The sequence below is a fragment of the Enhygromyxa salina genome (genome assembly GCF_002994635.1).
GTDB lineage: Bacteria > Myxococcota_A > Polyangia > Nannocystales > Nannocystaceae > Plesiocystis > Plesiocystis salina_B.
Map to the genome: position 1 here is coordinate 93,224 of NZ_PVNL01000100.1, position 14,773 is coordinate 107,996.

The following is a 14,773-nucleotide window of genomic DNA, read 5'->3' on the forward strand; positions in this document are numbered from 1 at the left end:
GTTAGGGCTCGACGGCTCCGGCGGCGCAGCTCGAGGGATCCCGCGGCTCGCCCCGCTGATCCATGGCCGGGCAGTCCACGCCGACCCCTTCGACCGCGCCCCCGGCCGCGGGCAGCAGCGTGGGCGTGGCGCCGCCGTGATCCCCGATGGCATCCAGTTGTGGATCCGCAAAGCTGATTCCAGTCACACACGCGCCCTGGTCCGGCCACTGTAGGTTGTTCGCGCCCGTCATGGGGTCGCCGCAGCTCGTATCGACGAACAGGCTGTTGTTCACGCTGAAGCTGCCCCCAACGCGACTGCCCACGAAGGTCGCGTTGGTCACCGTGCCGCCGTTGTCGACGTCGAGGCCCGACGGCGAATTCATGTAGAAGGTGCTGTTCTCGAGGTCGATGGTGCCGTTGTTGATCCACAGCCCACCGAGCGGTCCGCCGAGCTCGTCACCGGCCACGTTGACGCCGCTGCGATTGTTCATGAAGGTCGAACCGCGCACGGTCACCGCGTTGTCCTTGATGAACGAGACGCCCCCGAGCCGCCCGGTGTTGCCGTCGAACACGCACTGGTCAATCAACATCTGGCGCTGGCCCGCGTTCGGGGTCCGAAACAGCGCGCCGCCCAGCTCGTTGGCCTTGTTGTTGCGAAACACGGATCCGCAGATCGTGTAGACCTCGTCCTCGTCGTTGAGGCCATCGAACACGATCGCGCCGCTGTTGCCCCCTGCCCCGCCTTGCTCGTCGTGGTTGAAGTTCGGGCAGCCCGGCTCGACATAGTTCTGCCCGACGCCCAGCGCGGTGTTGCCCTCGAACACTGAATTGTAGATCTGGGGATTGGCGAACAGCATACCAATTGCGCCGCCGTTGGCCGCCCGGTTGTCGATGAAGCTGCTGCCCGAGATGATCACCTCGGGCACCCCGAGCACATAGATCGCCCCGCCCGCGATATCGGGGCCCTCGAGCGCGGCGGCGTTGTCTTGAAAGTGGGAGTCGATCACGTGGAGCACGCCGTTGCGCACGTAGATGACCCCGCCCGAGCCCTCTTTGTAGCCGTACGCGCAATCGGGGTTCTGTGGATCTTGGGGAAAATACTCACCGGCCTGCGCCGCCCCGTTGATGAAGGTCATGCGCTGCAGCACGATCTTCGTCGGGTTGTTCATCCAGTCGGGGTGGTTGAACGAAAAGTGGCGAACCTGGCCGCCAGCGTCCAGCGTGACGCGGCCCTCACCGTCGATGATCGTGTCGACGTCGATCGGGAGCACGATCGTCTGGTCCAGGGTGATCGTGACGGGATCGGGCCCGCAGTCGAAGGTGATCGTGCCGCCGGCCTCAGCCGCCGCGGTCAGGGCGGCCGCCGTGCAGCTCGCCGGGCTGCCCGTGCCGATCACCGCGGTCGGCTGTGAGGTGTCGTAGAGCGCCAGCGGGGGGTCACAGACCGCGGGCGGGGGATCGCCGTCGCCATCGCCGTCTCCGTCTCCGTCTCCGGGATCACCGTCTCCGTCGCCCGGATCGCCGTCTCCGTCGCCCGGATCGCCGTCTCCGTCGCCCGGATCTCCGTCGCCATCCCCGGTGTCGCCGTCGCCGGTCGTGCTGGTGTCGTCGTCCGCGACCTTGCTCGGATCGGCGCAGCCGATTGCTGGCACCACCACAATCGCCAACGCAGCATATAACGAGTGAAGACGGCCCGTGCTCATGCCGGCAGAATAGACAGCGCCCCACTCGGGGACAACGGCCCCGCCCACATGCCCCATTGCGCCCCGCCAGCGCAGCGCCAGCGTAGATTGGTCCGCGGCGCTCGCGGGTGGTCGGGGCGCACCCAACCACGTGATCGGCGTGGGCACCCGCAGCTTCAGAGACCGTTGACCAACTCGGCGAGGCCGGGTGCTCAGACCGCACCCTCTCCAACACTGTATTCACTGGTTGACGAGATCAGGCTCGCGGCGATCCGGCCGCGCTGGCCGGTATGGTCGGGCGAGCTTGTAACGCAGGTTGAAGCAAGTCGTGCGATGGGTGCACAAAGATCCCAGGCAGGGCGCGGGCGAGACTCCTCCCCGCTGGCCGACAGCCGTGACATCCCGAGGTCCCCCGATGGCATTGTACGAGATCATCACACGCTTTGAACCAATTCACCTCAGCACCCAGGTCGAGGCGACGACCGATGAAAACCTGCGCGAGTACCTCGCCGGCCAGACCGCGATGTGGGCGCGAATGCAGCGTAATGGCGGTCGCTGCATCTCGGTGGTCGACTGCTCGATCAGCACCAAGATCACCGCGGTGCAGCGGCGCATCTACGCCGACTGGATCAATGCATCGGGCGACTTGCTCGATGGCTGCCTGGTCGGCGCGGCGTTCATCATGCCCTCGATCGTGGTGCGCGGGGCCCTGACAGCGGTGTTCTGGGTCGCGCGGCTCTCGGCTCCGCACACGGTCCACAGCACGCTCGAGGGCGGGCTGAATTGGGCTCTGGACCTGGCCCGGCGCGAGGGTCTACCGCTCAGCGTCGCGCTCGAGCGCGAGGGCGTCGACGCATTCCGACGGCTCCGGGAGGCGAGCGCCTGAGTCCCCCTATTCGTGATCGGTGAAGTGATAGTAGACATTGGAGGGGGTGTGCTGCAGCGCACCATTGGCGTGGGGCAGCGAGGCGATCCACGGACGCAATGGCGCGATCCCCTGCTCGCTCAGTGATTTGTTCATGAGCTCGACCTGCCCGCAAAATCCCCGCACGGCGGGCGCACGCGCGGCCCATCCGCGCAGCCAGGTATCGAGCACCAACGGCGACGACGCGTGAAAGTAGACCTGCCGCCCGGCGCTGAGCAAGCAGCGCTGAAACACGAGGTACCGGCTGCCGCGCCACAGCGGCTCGAACTGCGCGAGGTTGCGGATCGCCGCGCGGACCCGCGTGGGGTCCAGGCGCACGTAGATCTTGAAGTCGGACAGCCGCTCGCGCGTGAAGTCGAGACCCAGGATATACACGGCGCCAGGCCGCAGTGAGCTCGGCAGCGGAGGCGCATTCAGGGCCACCCGCAGCTGCTCGACGCAGCGCGCCGAGTCGTCACGAAAGATCAGGTAGTACTTCAGGCGTGGTCGCTCGGGGGCCGCGTCGATGCCCAGCACGATCTGCAGGACCTCCGGCCCCGACACGCCGCCGTCGCCCAGCACACCCACCATGCGCGGGGGGAGTGGCACGGCCAGGGCCTCGGCGATCCGCTGCAGGCGCTCGTTGGCGACCGCGACCAGGCTGGGATCGCTGGCCACGTCGAAATAGCAGGTCTGCCGCCACACCGACGCCTGCGCGCCGATCCGCGCCGAGTACTCCTCGAAGCTCGGCGCCGCAGCGCCCGCGCGGGCCAGCTCGTCGAAGCACAGCAGCTCGTCAGGGGGATCCTGACCGGCGGACAGCAAGGCTCGAAGCATGGGGCTGGGCGTGGCCACGGCCCGCAAGCCTACCTTGCTCGATCACGCCCGGGCAGTCGGGCGCGTGTTATCGTGCGCGCGAGGTTCCGTGCCCGCCGCGCAGGCCGCCCGCCATGAACCACCCACGAACGCTGCTGATCCCGAGCACGCCCGGCGATCGTTTCTTCGACTACTGCCTGGAGATCTACGAGCCGCGCTGCGATCCCGCCGACAAGCTGCGCGGCGAGAGCCTGCTGTGGAACAGCCTCGAGGTCGCGGGCCTGCCCGCGCGTGACGACGCGATCTTTCACGCGATCCAGCGGGCCGCCGGCCGCGACATGACGGTGTTTGGCGTCAAGTGGTTCGACGCCAGGCTGTCGTGGGAGCTGTATTTTTACGACCCCCAGCGCGAGGACACCCAGATCACCGCGGCCGGCCTGCGCGACGCGCTTGTCGGTGAGCTCGACATCCGCGTGCGGGTGCCCGACGAGATCCGCTACTTCATGTACAGCTTCGACCTCGACGCCGGGTCACTCGCCCGCGCCCAGGTCGACGAGCTCAACGTGTACCTGCAGTTCCACGAGGGCCAGGGCGGCCACTCCTACGCCGTGCGCGAGGGCGCCTGTGAGCTGCGCAACACCTACCGTTTTCACCGGCCGAAGCTCGAGATCGACGCGATCCTGCATCAGGTGCAGCGCAGCATGTACGTCGATTTCACGCGCACGCGGCTGGCCGAGATCGTGATCCCCGAGCTGTTCGAGTGCCAGAAGATCTGTGTGGCCAAGAAGCGCTTCGCCGACGCGATCTACTACTCGGGGATCACGGTCGATCAGCTGCTGTGGTTCTTCGAGCGGTTCGCGTACCCGCCCGAGGTCCGAGCGTTCGTCGAGCAGCAGCGCGAGCGCTTCGAGCACTTGCTGTTCGACGTCGGCATTGACTATCACACCGGCCCCGACGGGGGCTTGGTCTACGCCAAGACCGGGTACTACTCTACGCTCTAGCTCGCTCATGTCCGACGATCTGCTGGTCACGATCGACTCCGAGGCGCCGCTGCCTGGCCGCCCGCGTGCAGACGGCCGGCCGGCGGCCGTCGAGCTGTCGCGCTTCGCCGCGTTCGCGCAGCACCACGCGCAGGCGCCCACCCACGCGCGGGTGATCTTCTGTGGTGACGGCCCGGCGCTCGAGCAGCACGGCTTCGAGTTCGTGATGGCCGCGCAGGCGGGCGGGTTCACCAGGATCCGCCTGGACACGAGCGCCCGCCGGCTCACCGAGGCCGCCCAAGTCCGGGCCGTGGTCATGGCTGGCGTCAACGAATTCAGCGTCGGGCTCCACGGCGACACGCCCGCGCTGCACGACGCGTTGACCGGGCGCGCGGGCGACTTCGCTGACGTCACGACCTGCCTGAGTCGGCTGGCCAAGCACGACGTGCGCGTGCTCGTCGACGTCGTGGTCACGACCACGAACCTCGAGGCGCTGCCGCGGATCGTCGCGCTGGCGATCGCGGAGGGGGCCCAGCGGATCGCGCTGTGGAGCTACCTCGCCGATCGTGACAGTCCCGAGGCGCGGGCGTTGATCGTGAGCCTCGAGGCGCTGATCCCTGCGGTGAAGCGGGCGATCGCGCAGTGTCGCGCGGCGGGTGTGCAGGTCGTCGTTCGGCACGTACCTGCGTGCCTGCTCGCGGAGATGAGCGACGCGCTCGACAACGGCTCGGCCGACGCGTTCGAGGGTATTCGGCCTGGGCGACCGCTGCCGCGATTCAACTGCTTGCACGAGGCCAAGTGCGGGCACGCCGAGGCCTGTCTCGGGCTGCACCACGCGTACGTGAATACCCACGGCTGGGAGCTCGAGCGGCTGCAGCCCAGCCCCCGAACGCAGCCGTGGCGCGAGCGTGACCGCAGCGTCGAGCTGGGCGCGGGCGCAAACGCGACCCCGCGCGGACACGCGGCCTGGCTCGAGCTCCTCGGTGAGCACGCGTCGTTGGTCGCGGGTGTGTCGCTGACCCGGACCGAGGCGCGCTACCCCATGCAGATGCCTGATCAGACCCGGTTTGTGTTGGTGTTGACCGCCCGCGATGACGACGCGCGCACGTTCACGCAGAGCCGCTCGTTCAACCTCGCGTATACCGACGTCGAGGGGCCGGCTGCGGAGCTGGCGATCGCGGAATTTGTGGGGCCGGTGCTCGCGACGATCGCCGCGAATGATGACGGGGCGCTGTCTCTGAACCCGCGGTGACTCGGGTTTGGCGGGATTTCGGCATGCAGAGTCGGGCCTCAGAGGCATGCACCGGGTAATTACGGACGCCACCCGCCTCGCGACCGGCGCGATCGGCCTGCCGTCACAGATCTTCACACCCACGCCCCAAACCGACGGCGCCGAAGCCCCCCGCTACTCACGCGCGAGCCGCTGGCGTACCCTTGACCGCGTTGTCGCCCCAAGATCACCCCGCGGCCCCGGCCCCCAGCGAGCTGGTGCCGGCCAGCAACCGCGACCGACACCTCAACGTCGGCTTCGAGGCCTACCGCCCGGTCCGTCCGCTCGCCGACAAGGTCCGCGGCGAGAACCTGCTGTGGCACTCGCTCCTGCACGCCGGGCAGCTCGACGCCTGGGACGATCCGCTGCACGCGATCCAGCGTCGGTTGGGCGTCGATCGTTCGATCTGGGGCGTGTTCGTGGATCTCCAGACCAGCGAGCTAGCGTGGGAGCTGCGCCTGCTCAACGACCAACCTGGCGCGCCGCTCGGCGTGCTCGACCCGCTCCGCGCAGCCCTGCGGCCGTGGCTCGAGCTGGCGCCCGGGCTCGACGCGCTCGGGCCCTACGCGGTGCTTGGTCTGCGCTTCGACCCGTCGACCATGGCGACCGGTCGCATCGAGGCGATCGAGCTACACGAGCGCGAGCCGGGCTCGCCCACCACCTCGGTCTACCGCGTCACCAGCACCACCCGCGAGCTGGTCAGCAGCGAGCTGCTGCGCGAGCCCAAGCGCCACATCAACGAGGTGCTGCCCGCGATCAAGACCAGCGAGTTCGTGAACTTCACGGCCCAGCCGCGCCTGCTCGGCCGCGTGATGATCCCCGAGCTGTTCGCGTGCCGCCGCCTGCACGTGGCCAAGCGCCCGACCTGCGACAGCCTGTGCTTCTCGGGCGTGAACGTCGAGCAGCTCGCGTTCACCTACAAGCGGTTTGACTACCCGGCGCCGATGCTCGAGTTCCTGACCGCGAATCAGGCGGCGCTCGAGCACCTATTGTTCGATGTAGCGATCGAATACCGCGAGGTCGAGGGTCGCGTCACGTACCCCAAGACCGGCTACTACGGGAGCTTCTGAGATGGAGAGCTACAAAGGACGATTCGAGCCGACCCGCTTCGAGGACCTCACGGTCACCGTCGACTTTCACTGCCACAGCGCGTGCCGGTTCTGCATCGTGCAAGAGGGCATGAACTACTTCAAGGGCGTGCCGTGGGAGCTGTACACGGAGGCGGTCGACGACAACCGCACGACCGGCCGCTACCGCCGGGTGACCTTCACGGGCGGCGAGGTCACGATGGAGCGCAAGCTGTTCGACTACGTCAACTACGCGCGTGAGTCGGGCAGCTTCGAGCACATTCGCCTGCAGACCAACGGCCGGCTGCTGGCCGACAAGGCGTTCGCCAAGCGGCTCGTCGACGCGGGGATCGACGAGTTCTTCGTCTCGCTGCACGGCCACGACGCGGCCACCCAAGACTACATCTCGCAGCGTGACGGCAGCTTTGACGAGGCGATCGCGGGCATGCAGAACCTGGTCGAGCTCGGCGTGTGCCTGATGACCAACACGGTGCTCACGACCCTCAACCAGGCGCACCTCGCCGACATCGTCGAGACCGTGCGGCCGTTCGCGCCCACGCGGATGGAGTGGTGGAACTACCTGCCGATGGAGGACTACTCCGACGAGCGCGAGCTGCTGGCGTGCATGGACGACCTCGCGCCCGCGCTGCGCGAGGCGCTGGCCCGGGCGCGCACCCATGGCATCGAGACCGCGGTCAAGTATGTGCCCCGCTGCCTGCTCGGCGACGACGCGGCCAGCCAGGACAACACCCAGCCCGACGTGGTGATCGTCGAAGAGTTCTACGAGATCTATCCCAAGTTCGCGTGCGTCCACGAGGCCCAGTGCGAATATGCAGAGTCGTGCCTGGGCCTGCACCACCCCTACATCACCAAGTACGGCTGGGAGGAGCAGCTGCTGGTCCCCTACCCGCGCACGACCGAGTGGGACGAGCCCGAGTATGGGCTGTGGGTCGGCTCCGATCGCCCCGGTGAGGGTGACGCGAGCGCGACGGATCAACCGCTGTGGACGGCGCTGATCGACGGCGTCGCCGAGCGCCACGACGCCCGCCTGCGCGAGGTCATTTTGCAGCGCCGCGCGTGCGTGTACCGATTCGAGCTCGGGCCCGAGACCCGCGTGGACATCCTGCTCAGCGCCCGGTCCAACGGCCACGCGCTGGCCCACAGCGCCTCGTTTGATCTGCACTATCGCAACTTGCAGGGCGATCTGGGCGACGGGCCGATCCGCGAGGCCCTCACCGCGCTGGTCAAGGACGCGGTCAACACCGTGATCGCCCGCGATCCCGGCGGGATGCGCCTCGATCAGCGCAAGGGGCTGGTCGGGCCCGAGGCGTTTCGGCCCCGACCCAAGAGCAAGGGCCCCAAGGTCGGGGTCAAGAGCCTGCGCGTGCTCAACGGCCCCATGAAGTGAGCCAGCCGCTCACTGGGGGTGAGGGTCGCTGCCGACCGCGGCGGTCTCAGGCACGGTGCCAGCCACTGGGCCAGTCACTGGGCCAGCCGCTGGGCCAGCCCGAGGCACGCTCGACTCGGGCGTGATCTGATACTCGAGCTCGAGGCGCGGCTCGTCCTCGTCGCTGGTCAGCACGATCAGCTCGTGCACGCCGAGCTTGGCCTCGTCGTCGAGCGCGGCGTACTTGGCCTCGTTGACGGCAGCCCGAATGCTGGCCATCGCGCCCTGCGGATCGAGGACCTCGATCTCGAGCAGCCCGTCGGGATCCTGCACCTTCTTGATCTTCGGCGCCTCACCCTCGCGCGACGAGATCCGCAGCACGCGACTTTGCAGCTGGCCCGCGCGCCGCGTGAATCGGATGTTCTTCTGGTAGCGCAGGTTCAAGACCGCGGTGGCGCTGACGCGGATCGAGAGCTTGGGCGTGATCTCGCCGGTCGTGACCACCTCGATCGTGGTCGAGACCGTGCCGACCTGCCTGGCGCCGCGGAACTCGACCTCGTAGCTCGAGTCGCCCTCGAGCTCGCCAGCGGTGCGCCGCAGCGCGAAGTTCTTGGTGTCCTCGAGCGTGACCGAGACGATCTTCGCGTCGGTGGTCTCGCTCAGCTTCAGATCGAAGGTGCCGGTGCCGCGGCTGCCAACCCTGATCTCGCGCAGGTTGACCGACGCTGGCGCGGCCTCGACGTCGACGAGCAGCTCGCCCATCATGGTCAGCGTGAACGCGGGCTGCACGGGATCGTCGGTGTGCACGACGATCCGCTTGATGATCTGCGCGTGGCTGCCCCTCGGCCGCAAGGTGACTTTGATCTCCCCTTCCCCACCCGGGGGAATCGCATCCGCCGACAAGGCGGCTGCCGTACAGCCTCACGTCTTTTGGACGCGCTCGATGTGGAGATCGGCGGTGCCCTCATTCTTGATCTTGAACACGTGCTCGATCGAGTCGACCGGCTTGATCGCGCCGAAGTCGTAGGTCGCCTCGTCCGACGCGATCTTGGGCGCCCCCTGCTGCTCGGCCGCGCCCGTGTCGGTGTCCGTGCTCGCGTCGGCGTTGGCCTGGACCTCGGCCTGAGCCGCGGGCGCAGGCGCAGGTGACTGCGTGCCGCAGGCCAGCAGCATGAGTGAAGTGACGAGAGACAGCGCGCAGAGGGGCTTGGCCGGCTTGGACATGATCGCGCGGACTCTACCACCTCGAGCTCACAGGTCCCGAAGTTGCTCGCGCAGCGCCTCGAGCTGGGGTTCAAACGTGCGCTCGAACTGCTCGGGCTCATCGGCGTCGCGCCACGCGTTCCAGCAGCGCGTGGTCACGGGGCCCTCGAAGAACGCAGCGAGCCGGGCGAGCACGCCCCACGGGCCCGCGAGCAAGCTCAGCGGACGCGCGCGCACCCGCTCGAACGCGAGCTCGACCAGCTCGTCCCACGCTCGCGCCGGGACAGCGTGGAGCGCCAGCGCGTGCAGACCCATGTCGTGCACGGTCATGCCGACGTCACACGGGATATTGGCGAGCAGCTGGATATCTCGCGTGCGCCGATGCAGCTCGACGGCCCAGGTCGGCGCGACGGTGATCGGCAGCAGGCCCCGACGCACGAGCACACCCCAGTGGATCGGCCGCATCGAGGCGCCGACCCCCGCGATCATCCGCGGTCGGATCGTCGCCACGCCCTCGCGCCCGGCCAGCGCGCGGGCGTAGGTGCTCGCGGTCGGGACCGTGCGCGGGACCCCCTCGACGTCAAAGCTGGCTCCGAGCGCGGCGAAGTAGCGACGCATGCGACGGCGATGCGAGATCCGGGTTGACGCGACGTACACCGCCGCGGAGTTGGGCACGCGCCCATTCCGGGCGGCGGGATAGTGGACCGAGACGCCCGCGGCCGGCTCGGCGCTGACGTGGACCCGCCGGACCTGCGGGCGCACGCCGTAGAGCCGCTCGTAGTGATCGAAGTCGCGCAGCAGCAGGGCGCGATCGGGCTCGGTGTCGAGGGTCGCCGGCTCGCTGCTGACCTCGGCGAGGATCGACGGGGCGAGCTCGCCGATCGACGGCGCCTCCAGCGTCCAGCGCCGCGGCGCGTCGCCGAGACTCGCGCCCAGCGGCGCGGCCAGGGCTGCACAGGCCGCGAACCCCAGCTCGCTCGACGTGGGCCTGCGGTAGCTCAGACCCAGCCCAGCAACCTTCTGGGGCAGCTCGTGAGCGGGCTCCCCGGCCGCGGGGACCGGCGCGATATCAACCGCGATGCGATCGCCGCTGCTGGTGCGTAGCTCGACACACAGCGGGGATCCCTCGTCGAGGCGATAGCAGTCCGACAGCCGATAGTCCGCGACCACGAGGTCGTCCAGCTTCAGATGCGGACTCAGCAACTCAAACAGGTGCCGAGGGCTGAGCGACGCGTCGAGCACGGATCACCAATTCTAAACAAGTTGCTGCGCACGCGCGAGCAACGAGCTTTCGGGCGCACCTGCGCGCTGATAGTGTGGCCGAGCAGCACGGATGGACCCCGCAGATCACACGACAGCGCTGATCGAGCGCGGCTACACCGTGTTCGAGCGCGCCTACGATCCCGAGTGGGTCGCGGCGATCCGTGCCGACATCGATGGCATCCACGCCGAGCACGGTCGGCCTCGCTGTCACGCCGCTGGCAACGAGGCCCTGGCCGACGACGTGTACCTGTGCGCCGCGGGCATGGCCGTCCGCCGGCTGCTGCACGTGCGGCCGCGCTGGGCCAACGACATCGTCAAGCCAGAGGTGGTCGCGGCGCTGCGCGGGGCGCTTGGTCAGGACATGACGCTCGAGATCGCGGGCTGCGTGGTGTCCGATACGTCGCGGCCGTTCTTCGCCTGGCACACCCACGTCGGCGGCGTCGACGATGGGGTGTACCGGCGCACGGGCGTGTGGCCCAGCGTCAGCACGACCCAGCGCGTGATGACGCTGACCTACCTGCAGGATCTCGGCGAGCACAACGGACCGATGCTGATCTACCCGCGCAAGGTCGGCGATCCGATCGCGCCGCCCCACGATCCCGACGCCCGCAGCTGGCCGGGACAGGTCGAGCTGCGGCTCCCCGCGGGCAGCCTGGTGGCCGTGGATGAGTGCACCTGGCACGCGATCCCGCCGACGACCGAGGACGCGCTGCGGATGTTCATTGGGCTGACCTACGCGGCTCGCGACGCGCCCGTTGGTGGCTGGGCCGACGACAAGCTGTCGGAGCTGGCGAGCCAGCCCGAGACCAGCGAGCTGCTTCGCTCCGTGCTGGGCTGAGCCGACGACAAGCTGGTGACGTGTGGTGGTTGGCGTCGGCCCGGCGGCCGGTCAGACTCAGTGGTAGGCGAGCTCGCGCTCGGCAATTACCCACAGTACTGAATCCGGCTGGCCGGCCGGATTCAGTACGGTGGGCTGTGGCACCCACGTCAGCCCGGGAACAGCGAGAATGCAAGCAATGCTAAGCCGGCCGGCTGGCCGCTATTGGAATGCAGCGTCACGCAGGTGTTGCGAACGGCAAAATGCCACAGTCGCCGTACAGCCTGCCTGTAATCAATCCACATATACACGCGCCAGAGCACCAATTGCGCGTTCAGACCGATACACACACCCTAACCGACACCTGCCTGGACGCTTGCGCTCAATTGATGGCTGACTGTAATTTTTACGCACGTCGTGCGGGCTACAACCCCAGCAGAACCCCTCCCAGCACCCACTGAGCCGCCACAGGCCCGAATATGCACAATTGAGAATCAGTGGACGCGAATTGACCGCATTCGACGAAGTGCAGTTTTTTTGTCCGAAAGACCAATTACCCGCTGGCATTTCGAACGACGAGAGTTACGATTAGCCATTGATGGCACTGCGCAAGATTTGGTCTCCCATCCTGACTGCCGCCTTACTAGTTTGTGGGCTGACTGCCACGGCCCAAGCCGCGGAGCCGTACCCAGCCTTCGAGAGCGGGCAGGTCCGCCCAATGGCGCTCTCGCCCAATGGCAAGCGGCTGTTCGTCGTCAACACCCCTGACAATCGGCTCGAGATCTATCGGGTCCTCGAGTACGGGCAAGGGCTGGTTCACGAGGCGTCGGTCCCGGTTGGGCTCGAGCCAGTCGCGGTCGCGGCCCGGAGCAACCGTGAGGTCTGGGTCGTCAACCACCTGTCCGACAGTGTGAGCGTCGTCCGAGTCAATGGACTCGCCTCGCAGGTGACCCAGACCCTGCTCGTCGGCGACGAACCCCGCGACGTGGTGTTCGCGGGTCCGGGTGGTTCTCGCGCGTTCATTACCGCCGCGCATCGAGGGCAAAATGCCCCATTCGCCCCCGAGCTGACCACGCCCAGCGTCGGTCGAGCCGATGTGTGGGTGTTCGACGCGAACGACCTCGGCGACGATCTGGGCGGGACGCCGCTGTCGATCATCAACCTCTTTAGTGATGTGCCCAGGGCCCTCGCGGTCGACGCGAGCGGCTCGCGGGTCTACGCGGCGGCGTTCAACTCGGGCAATCAGACCGCGGTCGTGAACCTGCTAGCGATCCCGCCCACCGGTGAGGCCGACGGCGGAATCCCGCTCCCCAACGTCAACCACGGCGGCGTCCCCGAGCCCGCCGTGAGCCTGATCGTCAAGTTCGACGGCGCGCACTGGGTCGACGAGCTCGGGCGCGAGTGGGACGACCAGATCAAGTTCAACCTGCCAGACAAGGACGTGTTCGTGATCGACGCCAACGCGCCGACCCCCGAGCTCGTGCCTGGCGAAGACGGCTTCTTCGCGGGCGTCGGGACCACGCTGTTCAACATGATCGTCAACCCGGTCAGCGGGAAGGTCTACGTCACCAACACCGAGGCGCTCAACCACGTCCGGTTCGAGGGCCCGGGGCTGTTCGCCAACACGACCGTGCGCGGCCACACCGTCGACAACCGGATCACCGTGCTCGACCAAGATGGCGTCCACCCCCGACTGCTGAACAAGCACATCGACTACGAGCGCTGCTGCGACCCGATCCCCAACGACGAGACCAGCCTCAGCGTGTCGCAGCCGCTGGGCATGGCGATCACCAGCGACGGGGAGCTGCTCTACACGGCCGTGCTCGGCAACGACAAGGTCACGCTCCACTACACGGCCGAGCTCGAGGACGACGAATTCTACCCGGACGCCGGCGACCAGATCCCGGTCAGCGGCGGCGGGCCAACCGGCGTGGTCCTCGACGAGGCCAACGACCGCCTGTACGTGCTGACGCGGTTCGACAACGGCATCTCGATCATCGACACGGACACCCACGAAGAGATCGACCACCTGACGATGCACAACCCCGAGCCGGCGTCACTGGTGGCCGGGCGCCGGTTCCTGTACGACGCCGCGCTGACCTCGAGCCACGGCGACCAGTCCTGCGCGTCGTGTCACGTGTTCGGCGACAAAGACGAGCTCGCGTGGGATCTCGGTGACCCCGACGGTGACGTCACCCCGGCGGCCAGCAACGCGATCACCAACTTTGGCGTGGGCGACGTCGACTATCACCCCATGAAGGGGCCGATGACGACCCAGAGCCTGCGCGGGCTCGACAACCACGGGCCTCTGCACTGGCGCGGCGATCGCAACGGCGAGGGCCTGAGCCCGACCGCGCAGCCAGACGGCGGGGCGTTCAGCGAGGTCGAGGCCTTCAACGCGTTCAACGTCGCGTTCCCGGGCCTGCTGGGCCGCGACGAGGAGCTGAGCCACGCGCAGATGCAGGCGTTCACGGACTTCGCGTTGCAGGTGATGTACCCGCCCAACCCGATCCGCGCCCTCGACAACACCCTCAACGCGGATCAACAAGCGGGCGAGGACTTCTTCACGACCAACATCTCGCTCGCCAACCCGGGCGACGGCAGCACCTTCACCTGCGCGACCTGTCATCAGATCGATCGGCTCGGGAACGCCGAGTACGACGTCGACCACCCCGGCTTCTTTGGCTCCGACGGTCGCCTGGCGCTCGCTGAGTTCTCGCAGACGTTCAAGATACCGCAGCTGCGCAACCTCTACACCAAGGTCGGGACCTTCGGCTTCGCTGACGAGAACCCGGTGTTCAACAACCCCGACGTGCCGTTCTACGACGGGTCACACCAGGGCGATCAGATTCGGTCGTTCGGGTTCATCCACGACGGCTCGATCGACACGCCGATGCGCTTCTTCAACTTCTTCACCCAGACCCCCGAGGGGTTTCAGGACGCCGACACCATGCGCCAGGTCGCGGAGTTCATCTTCGCGATGGACTCCAACTTCAGGCCGATCGTCGGCCAGCAGGTCACGCTGTCCAAGCAAAACGGCGCCGAGGTGTACCCGCGGATCGCGTTGCTGCGTCAGCGCGCCGACGCGGGCGAGTGCGAGCTGATCGCCAAGGTCCAGCTCGGCTTGGTCGAGCTCGGGCTCTACTACACGGGCTGGGGGTACACGACCAGCTTCGAGAACCTGCCGGAGCTGAGCAGCTTCCACGTGGCTGCCCTCGCCAAGGCCTCGCCCGTGACCTTCTCGTGCGTCGCGCCCGGGTCTGGGTTCCGGCTGGGGGTCGACCGCGACGCCGACGGCCACCGCGACGGGGACGAGCTGATCGCGTGCAGTGATCCCGCCGATCCCAACGACGTCCCCTGAGCGGGGTCGCCTCGAGTACGAAGACAGAGGAGCCGAGCAATA

General features: G+C 67.8%; 12 protein-coding genes. 7 read left to right on the top strand and 5 right to left on the bottom strand.

From position 1 onward, the window contains the following. Nucleotide 1 precedes the first annotated feature (1 nt). Complete coding sequence (locus ENSA7_RS44115; protein ID WP_181234067.1) at nucleotides 2-1,639, bottom strand: choice-of-anchor Q domain-containing protein; 1,638 nt, start codon at nucleotides 1,637-1,639, stop codon at nucleotides 2-4. Between the two features lie 439 nt (nucleotides 1,640-2,078). Between ENSA7_RS44115 and ENSA7_RS24755 the strand changes: the two genes are divergently transcribed. Beyond that, nucleotides 2,079-2,549, top strand: a complete 471-nt coding sequence (locus tag ENSA7_RS24755) for a hypothetical protein (protein WP_146158094.1) — start codon at nucleotides 2,079-2,081, stop codon at nucleotides 2,547-2,549. A 6-nt stretch (nucleotides 2,550-2,555) separates the two neighbouring features. On the opposite strand, the gene ENSA7_RS24760 is transcribed toward ENSA7_RS24755, so the two are convergent. Then, nucleotides 2,556-3,422: a hypothetical protein gene (locus tag ENSA7_RS24760; RefSeq protein ID WP_106091808.1), complete on the bottom strand. Its 867-nt coding sequence runs from the start codon at nucleotides 3,420-3,422 to the stop codon at nucleotides 2,556-2,558. Nucleotides 3,423-3,517: 95 nt separating this feature from the next. On the opposite strand from ENSA7_RS24760, the gene ENSA7_RS24765 reads away from it, so the two are divergent. The 4 genes from ENSA7_RS24765 (at nucleotide 3,518) to ENSA7_RS24780 (ending at nucleotide 8,108) form a co-directional block, all read left to right on the top strand. Continuing rightward, on the top strand, nucleotides 3,518-4,384 hold the full coding sequence (locus tag ENSA7_RS24765; RefSeq protein WP_106091809.1) for a hypothetical protein: 867 nt from the start codon (nucleotides 3,518-3,520) through the stop codon (nucleotides 4,382-4,384). A 7-nt stretch (nucleotides 4,385-4,391) separates the two neighbouring features. Beyond that, the gene (locus tag ENSA7_RS24770; RefSeq protein ID WP_106091810.1) at nucleotides 4,392-5,615 is read left to right on the top strand and encodes a hypothetical protein; all 1,224 of its coding nucleotides are present in this window, start codon (nucleotides 4,392-4,394) and stop codon (nucleotides 5,613-5,615) included. Between the two features lie 191 nt (nucleotides 5,616-5,806). Next, a complete protein-coding gene (locus ENSA7_RS24775) occupies nucleotides 5,807-6,703 on the top strand; it encodes a hypothetical protein (RefSeq protein WP_146158095.1) in 897 nt (298 codons plus the stop codon). Between the two features lies 1 nt (nucleotide 6,704). Next, entirely contained in the window at nucleotides 6,705-8,108 is a 1,404-nt protein-coding gene (locus tag ENSA7_RS24780; RefSeq protein ID WP_106091812.1) for a radical SAM protein, read from the top strand. A gap of 9 nt (nucleotides 8,109-8,117) precedes the next feature. Here ENSA7_RS24780 and ENSA7_RS24785 read toward each other — a convergent pair whose 3' ends face one another. Genes ENSA7_RS24785 through ENSA7_RS24795 form a run of 3 tightly spaced genes read right to left on the bottom strand, consistent with a single transcriptional unit; the run spans nucleotide 8,118 to nucleotide 10,532 of the window. Continuing rightward, entirely contained in the window at nucleotides 8,118-8,990 is an 873-nt protein-coding gene (locus ENSA7_RS24785) for a DUF1573 domain-containing protein (RefSeq protein ID WP_146158096.1), read from the bottom strand. 18 nt (nucleotides 8,991-9,008) lie between these two features. After that, the gene (locus ENSA7_RS24790; protein WP_106091814.1) at nucleotides 9,009-9,311 is read right to left on the bottom strand and encodes a DUF1573 domain-containing protein; all 303 of its coding nucleotides are present in this window, start codon (nucleotides 9,309-9,311) and stop codon (nucleotides 9,009-9,011) included. Between the two features lie 27 nt (nucleotides 9,312-9,338). Further along, the gene (locus ENSA7_RS24795; protein ID WP_106091815.1) at nucleotides 9,339-10,532 is read right to left on the bottom strand and encodes a hypothetical protein; all 1,194 of its coding nucleotides are present in this window, start codon (nucleotides 10,530-10,532) and stop codon (nucleotides 9,339-9,341) included. Between the two features lie 91 nt (nucleotides 10,533-10,623). Here ENSA7_RS24795 and ENSA7_RS24800 point away from each other — a divergent pair, with 91 nt between their 5' ends. Next, the gene (locus ENSA7_RS24800) at nucleotides 10,624-11,391 is read left to right on the top strand and encodes a phytanoyl-CoA dioxygenase family protein (RefSeq protein ID WP_106091816.1); all 768 of its coding nucleotides are present in this window, start codon (nucleotides 10,624-10,626) and stop codon (nucleotides 11,389-11,391) included. Between the two features lie 697 nt (nucleotides 11,392-12,088). Continuing rightward, nucleotides 12,089-14,731 (top strand): YncE family protein, encoded by a 2,643-nt coding sequence (locus ENSA7_RS24805; protein ID WP_244923900.1) that lies wholly within the window; start codon nucleotides 12,089-12,091, stop codon nucleotides 14,729-14,731. The last annotated feature ends 42 nt before the right edge of the window (nucleotides 14,732-14,773 follow it).

Coding starts and splice junctions, on each gene's coding strand:
- ENSA7_RS24780 (WP_106091812.1), top strand. CDS start 6,705: ATGGAGAGCTACAAAGGACGATTCGAGCCGACCCGCTTCGAGGACCTC.
- ENSA7_RS24755 (WP_146158094.1), top strand. CDS start 2,079: ATGGCATTGTACGAGATCATCACACGCTTTGAACCAATTCACCTCAGC.
- ENSA7_RS24765 (WP_106091809.1), top strand. CDS start 3,518: ATGAACCACCCACGAACGCTGCTGATCCCGAGCACGCCCGGCGATCGT.
- ENSA7_RS24805 (WP_244923900.1), top strand. CDS start 12,089: ATGGCGCTCTCGCCCAATGGCAAGCGGCTGTTCGTCGTCAACACCCCT.
- ENSA7_RS24770 (WP_106091810.1), top strand. CDS start 4,392: ATGTCCGACGATCTGCTGGTCACGATCGACTCCGAGGCGCCGCTGCCT.
- ENSA7_RS24790 (WP_106091814.1), bottom strand. CDS start 9,311: ATGTCCAAGCCGGCCAAGCCCCTCTGCGCGCTGTCTCTCGTCACTTCA.
- ENSA7_RS24800 (WP_106091816.1), top strand. CDS start 10,624: ATGGACCCCGCAGATCACACGACAGCGCTGATCGAGCGCGGCTACACC.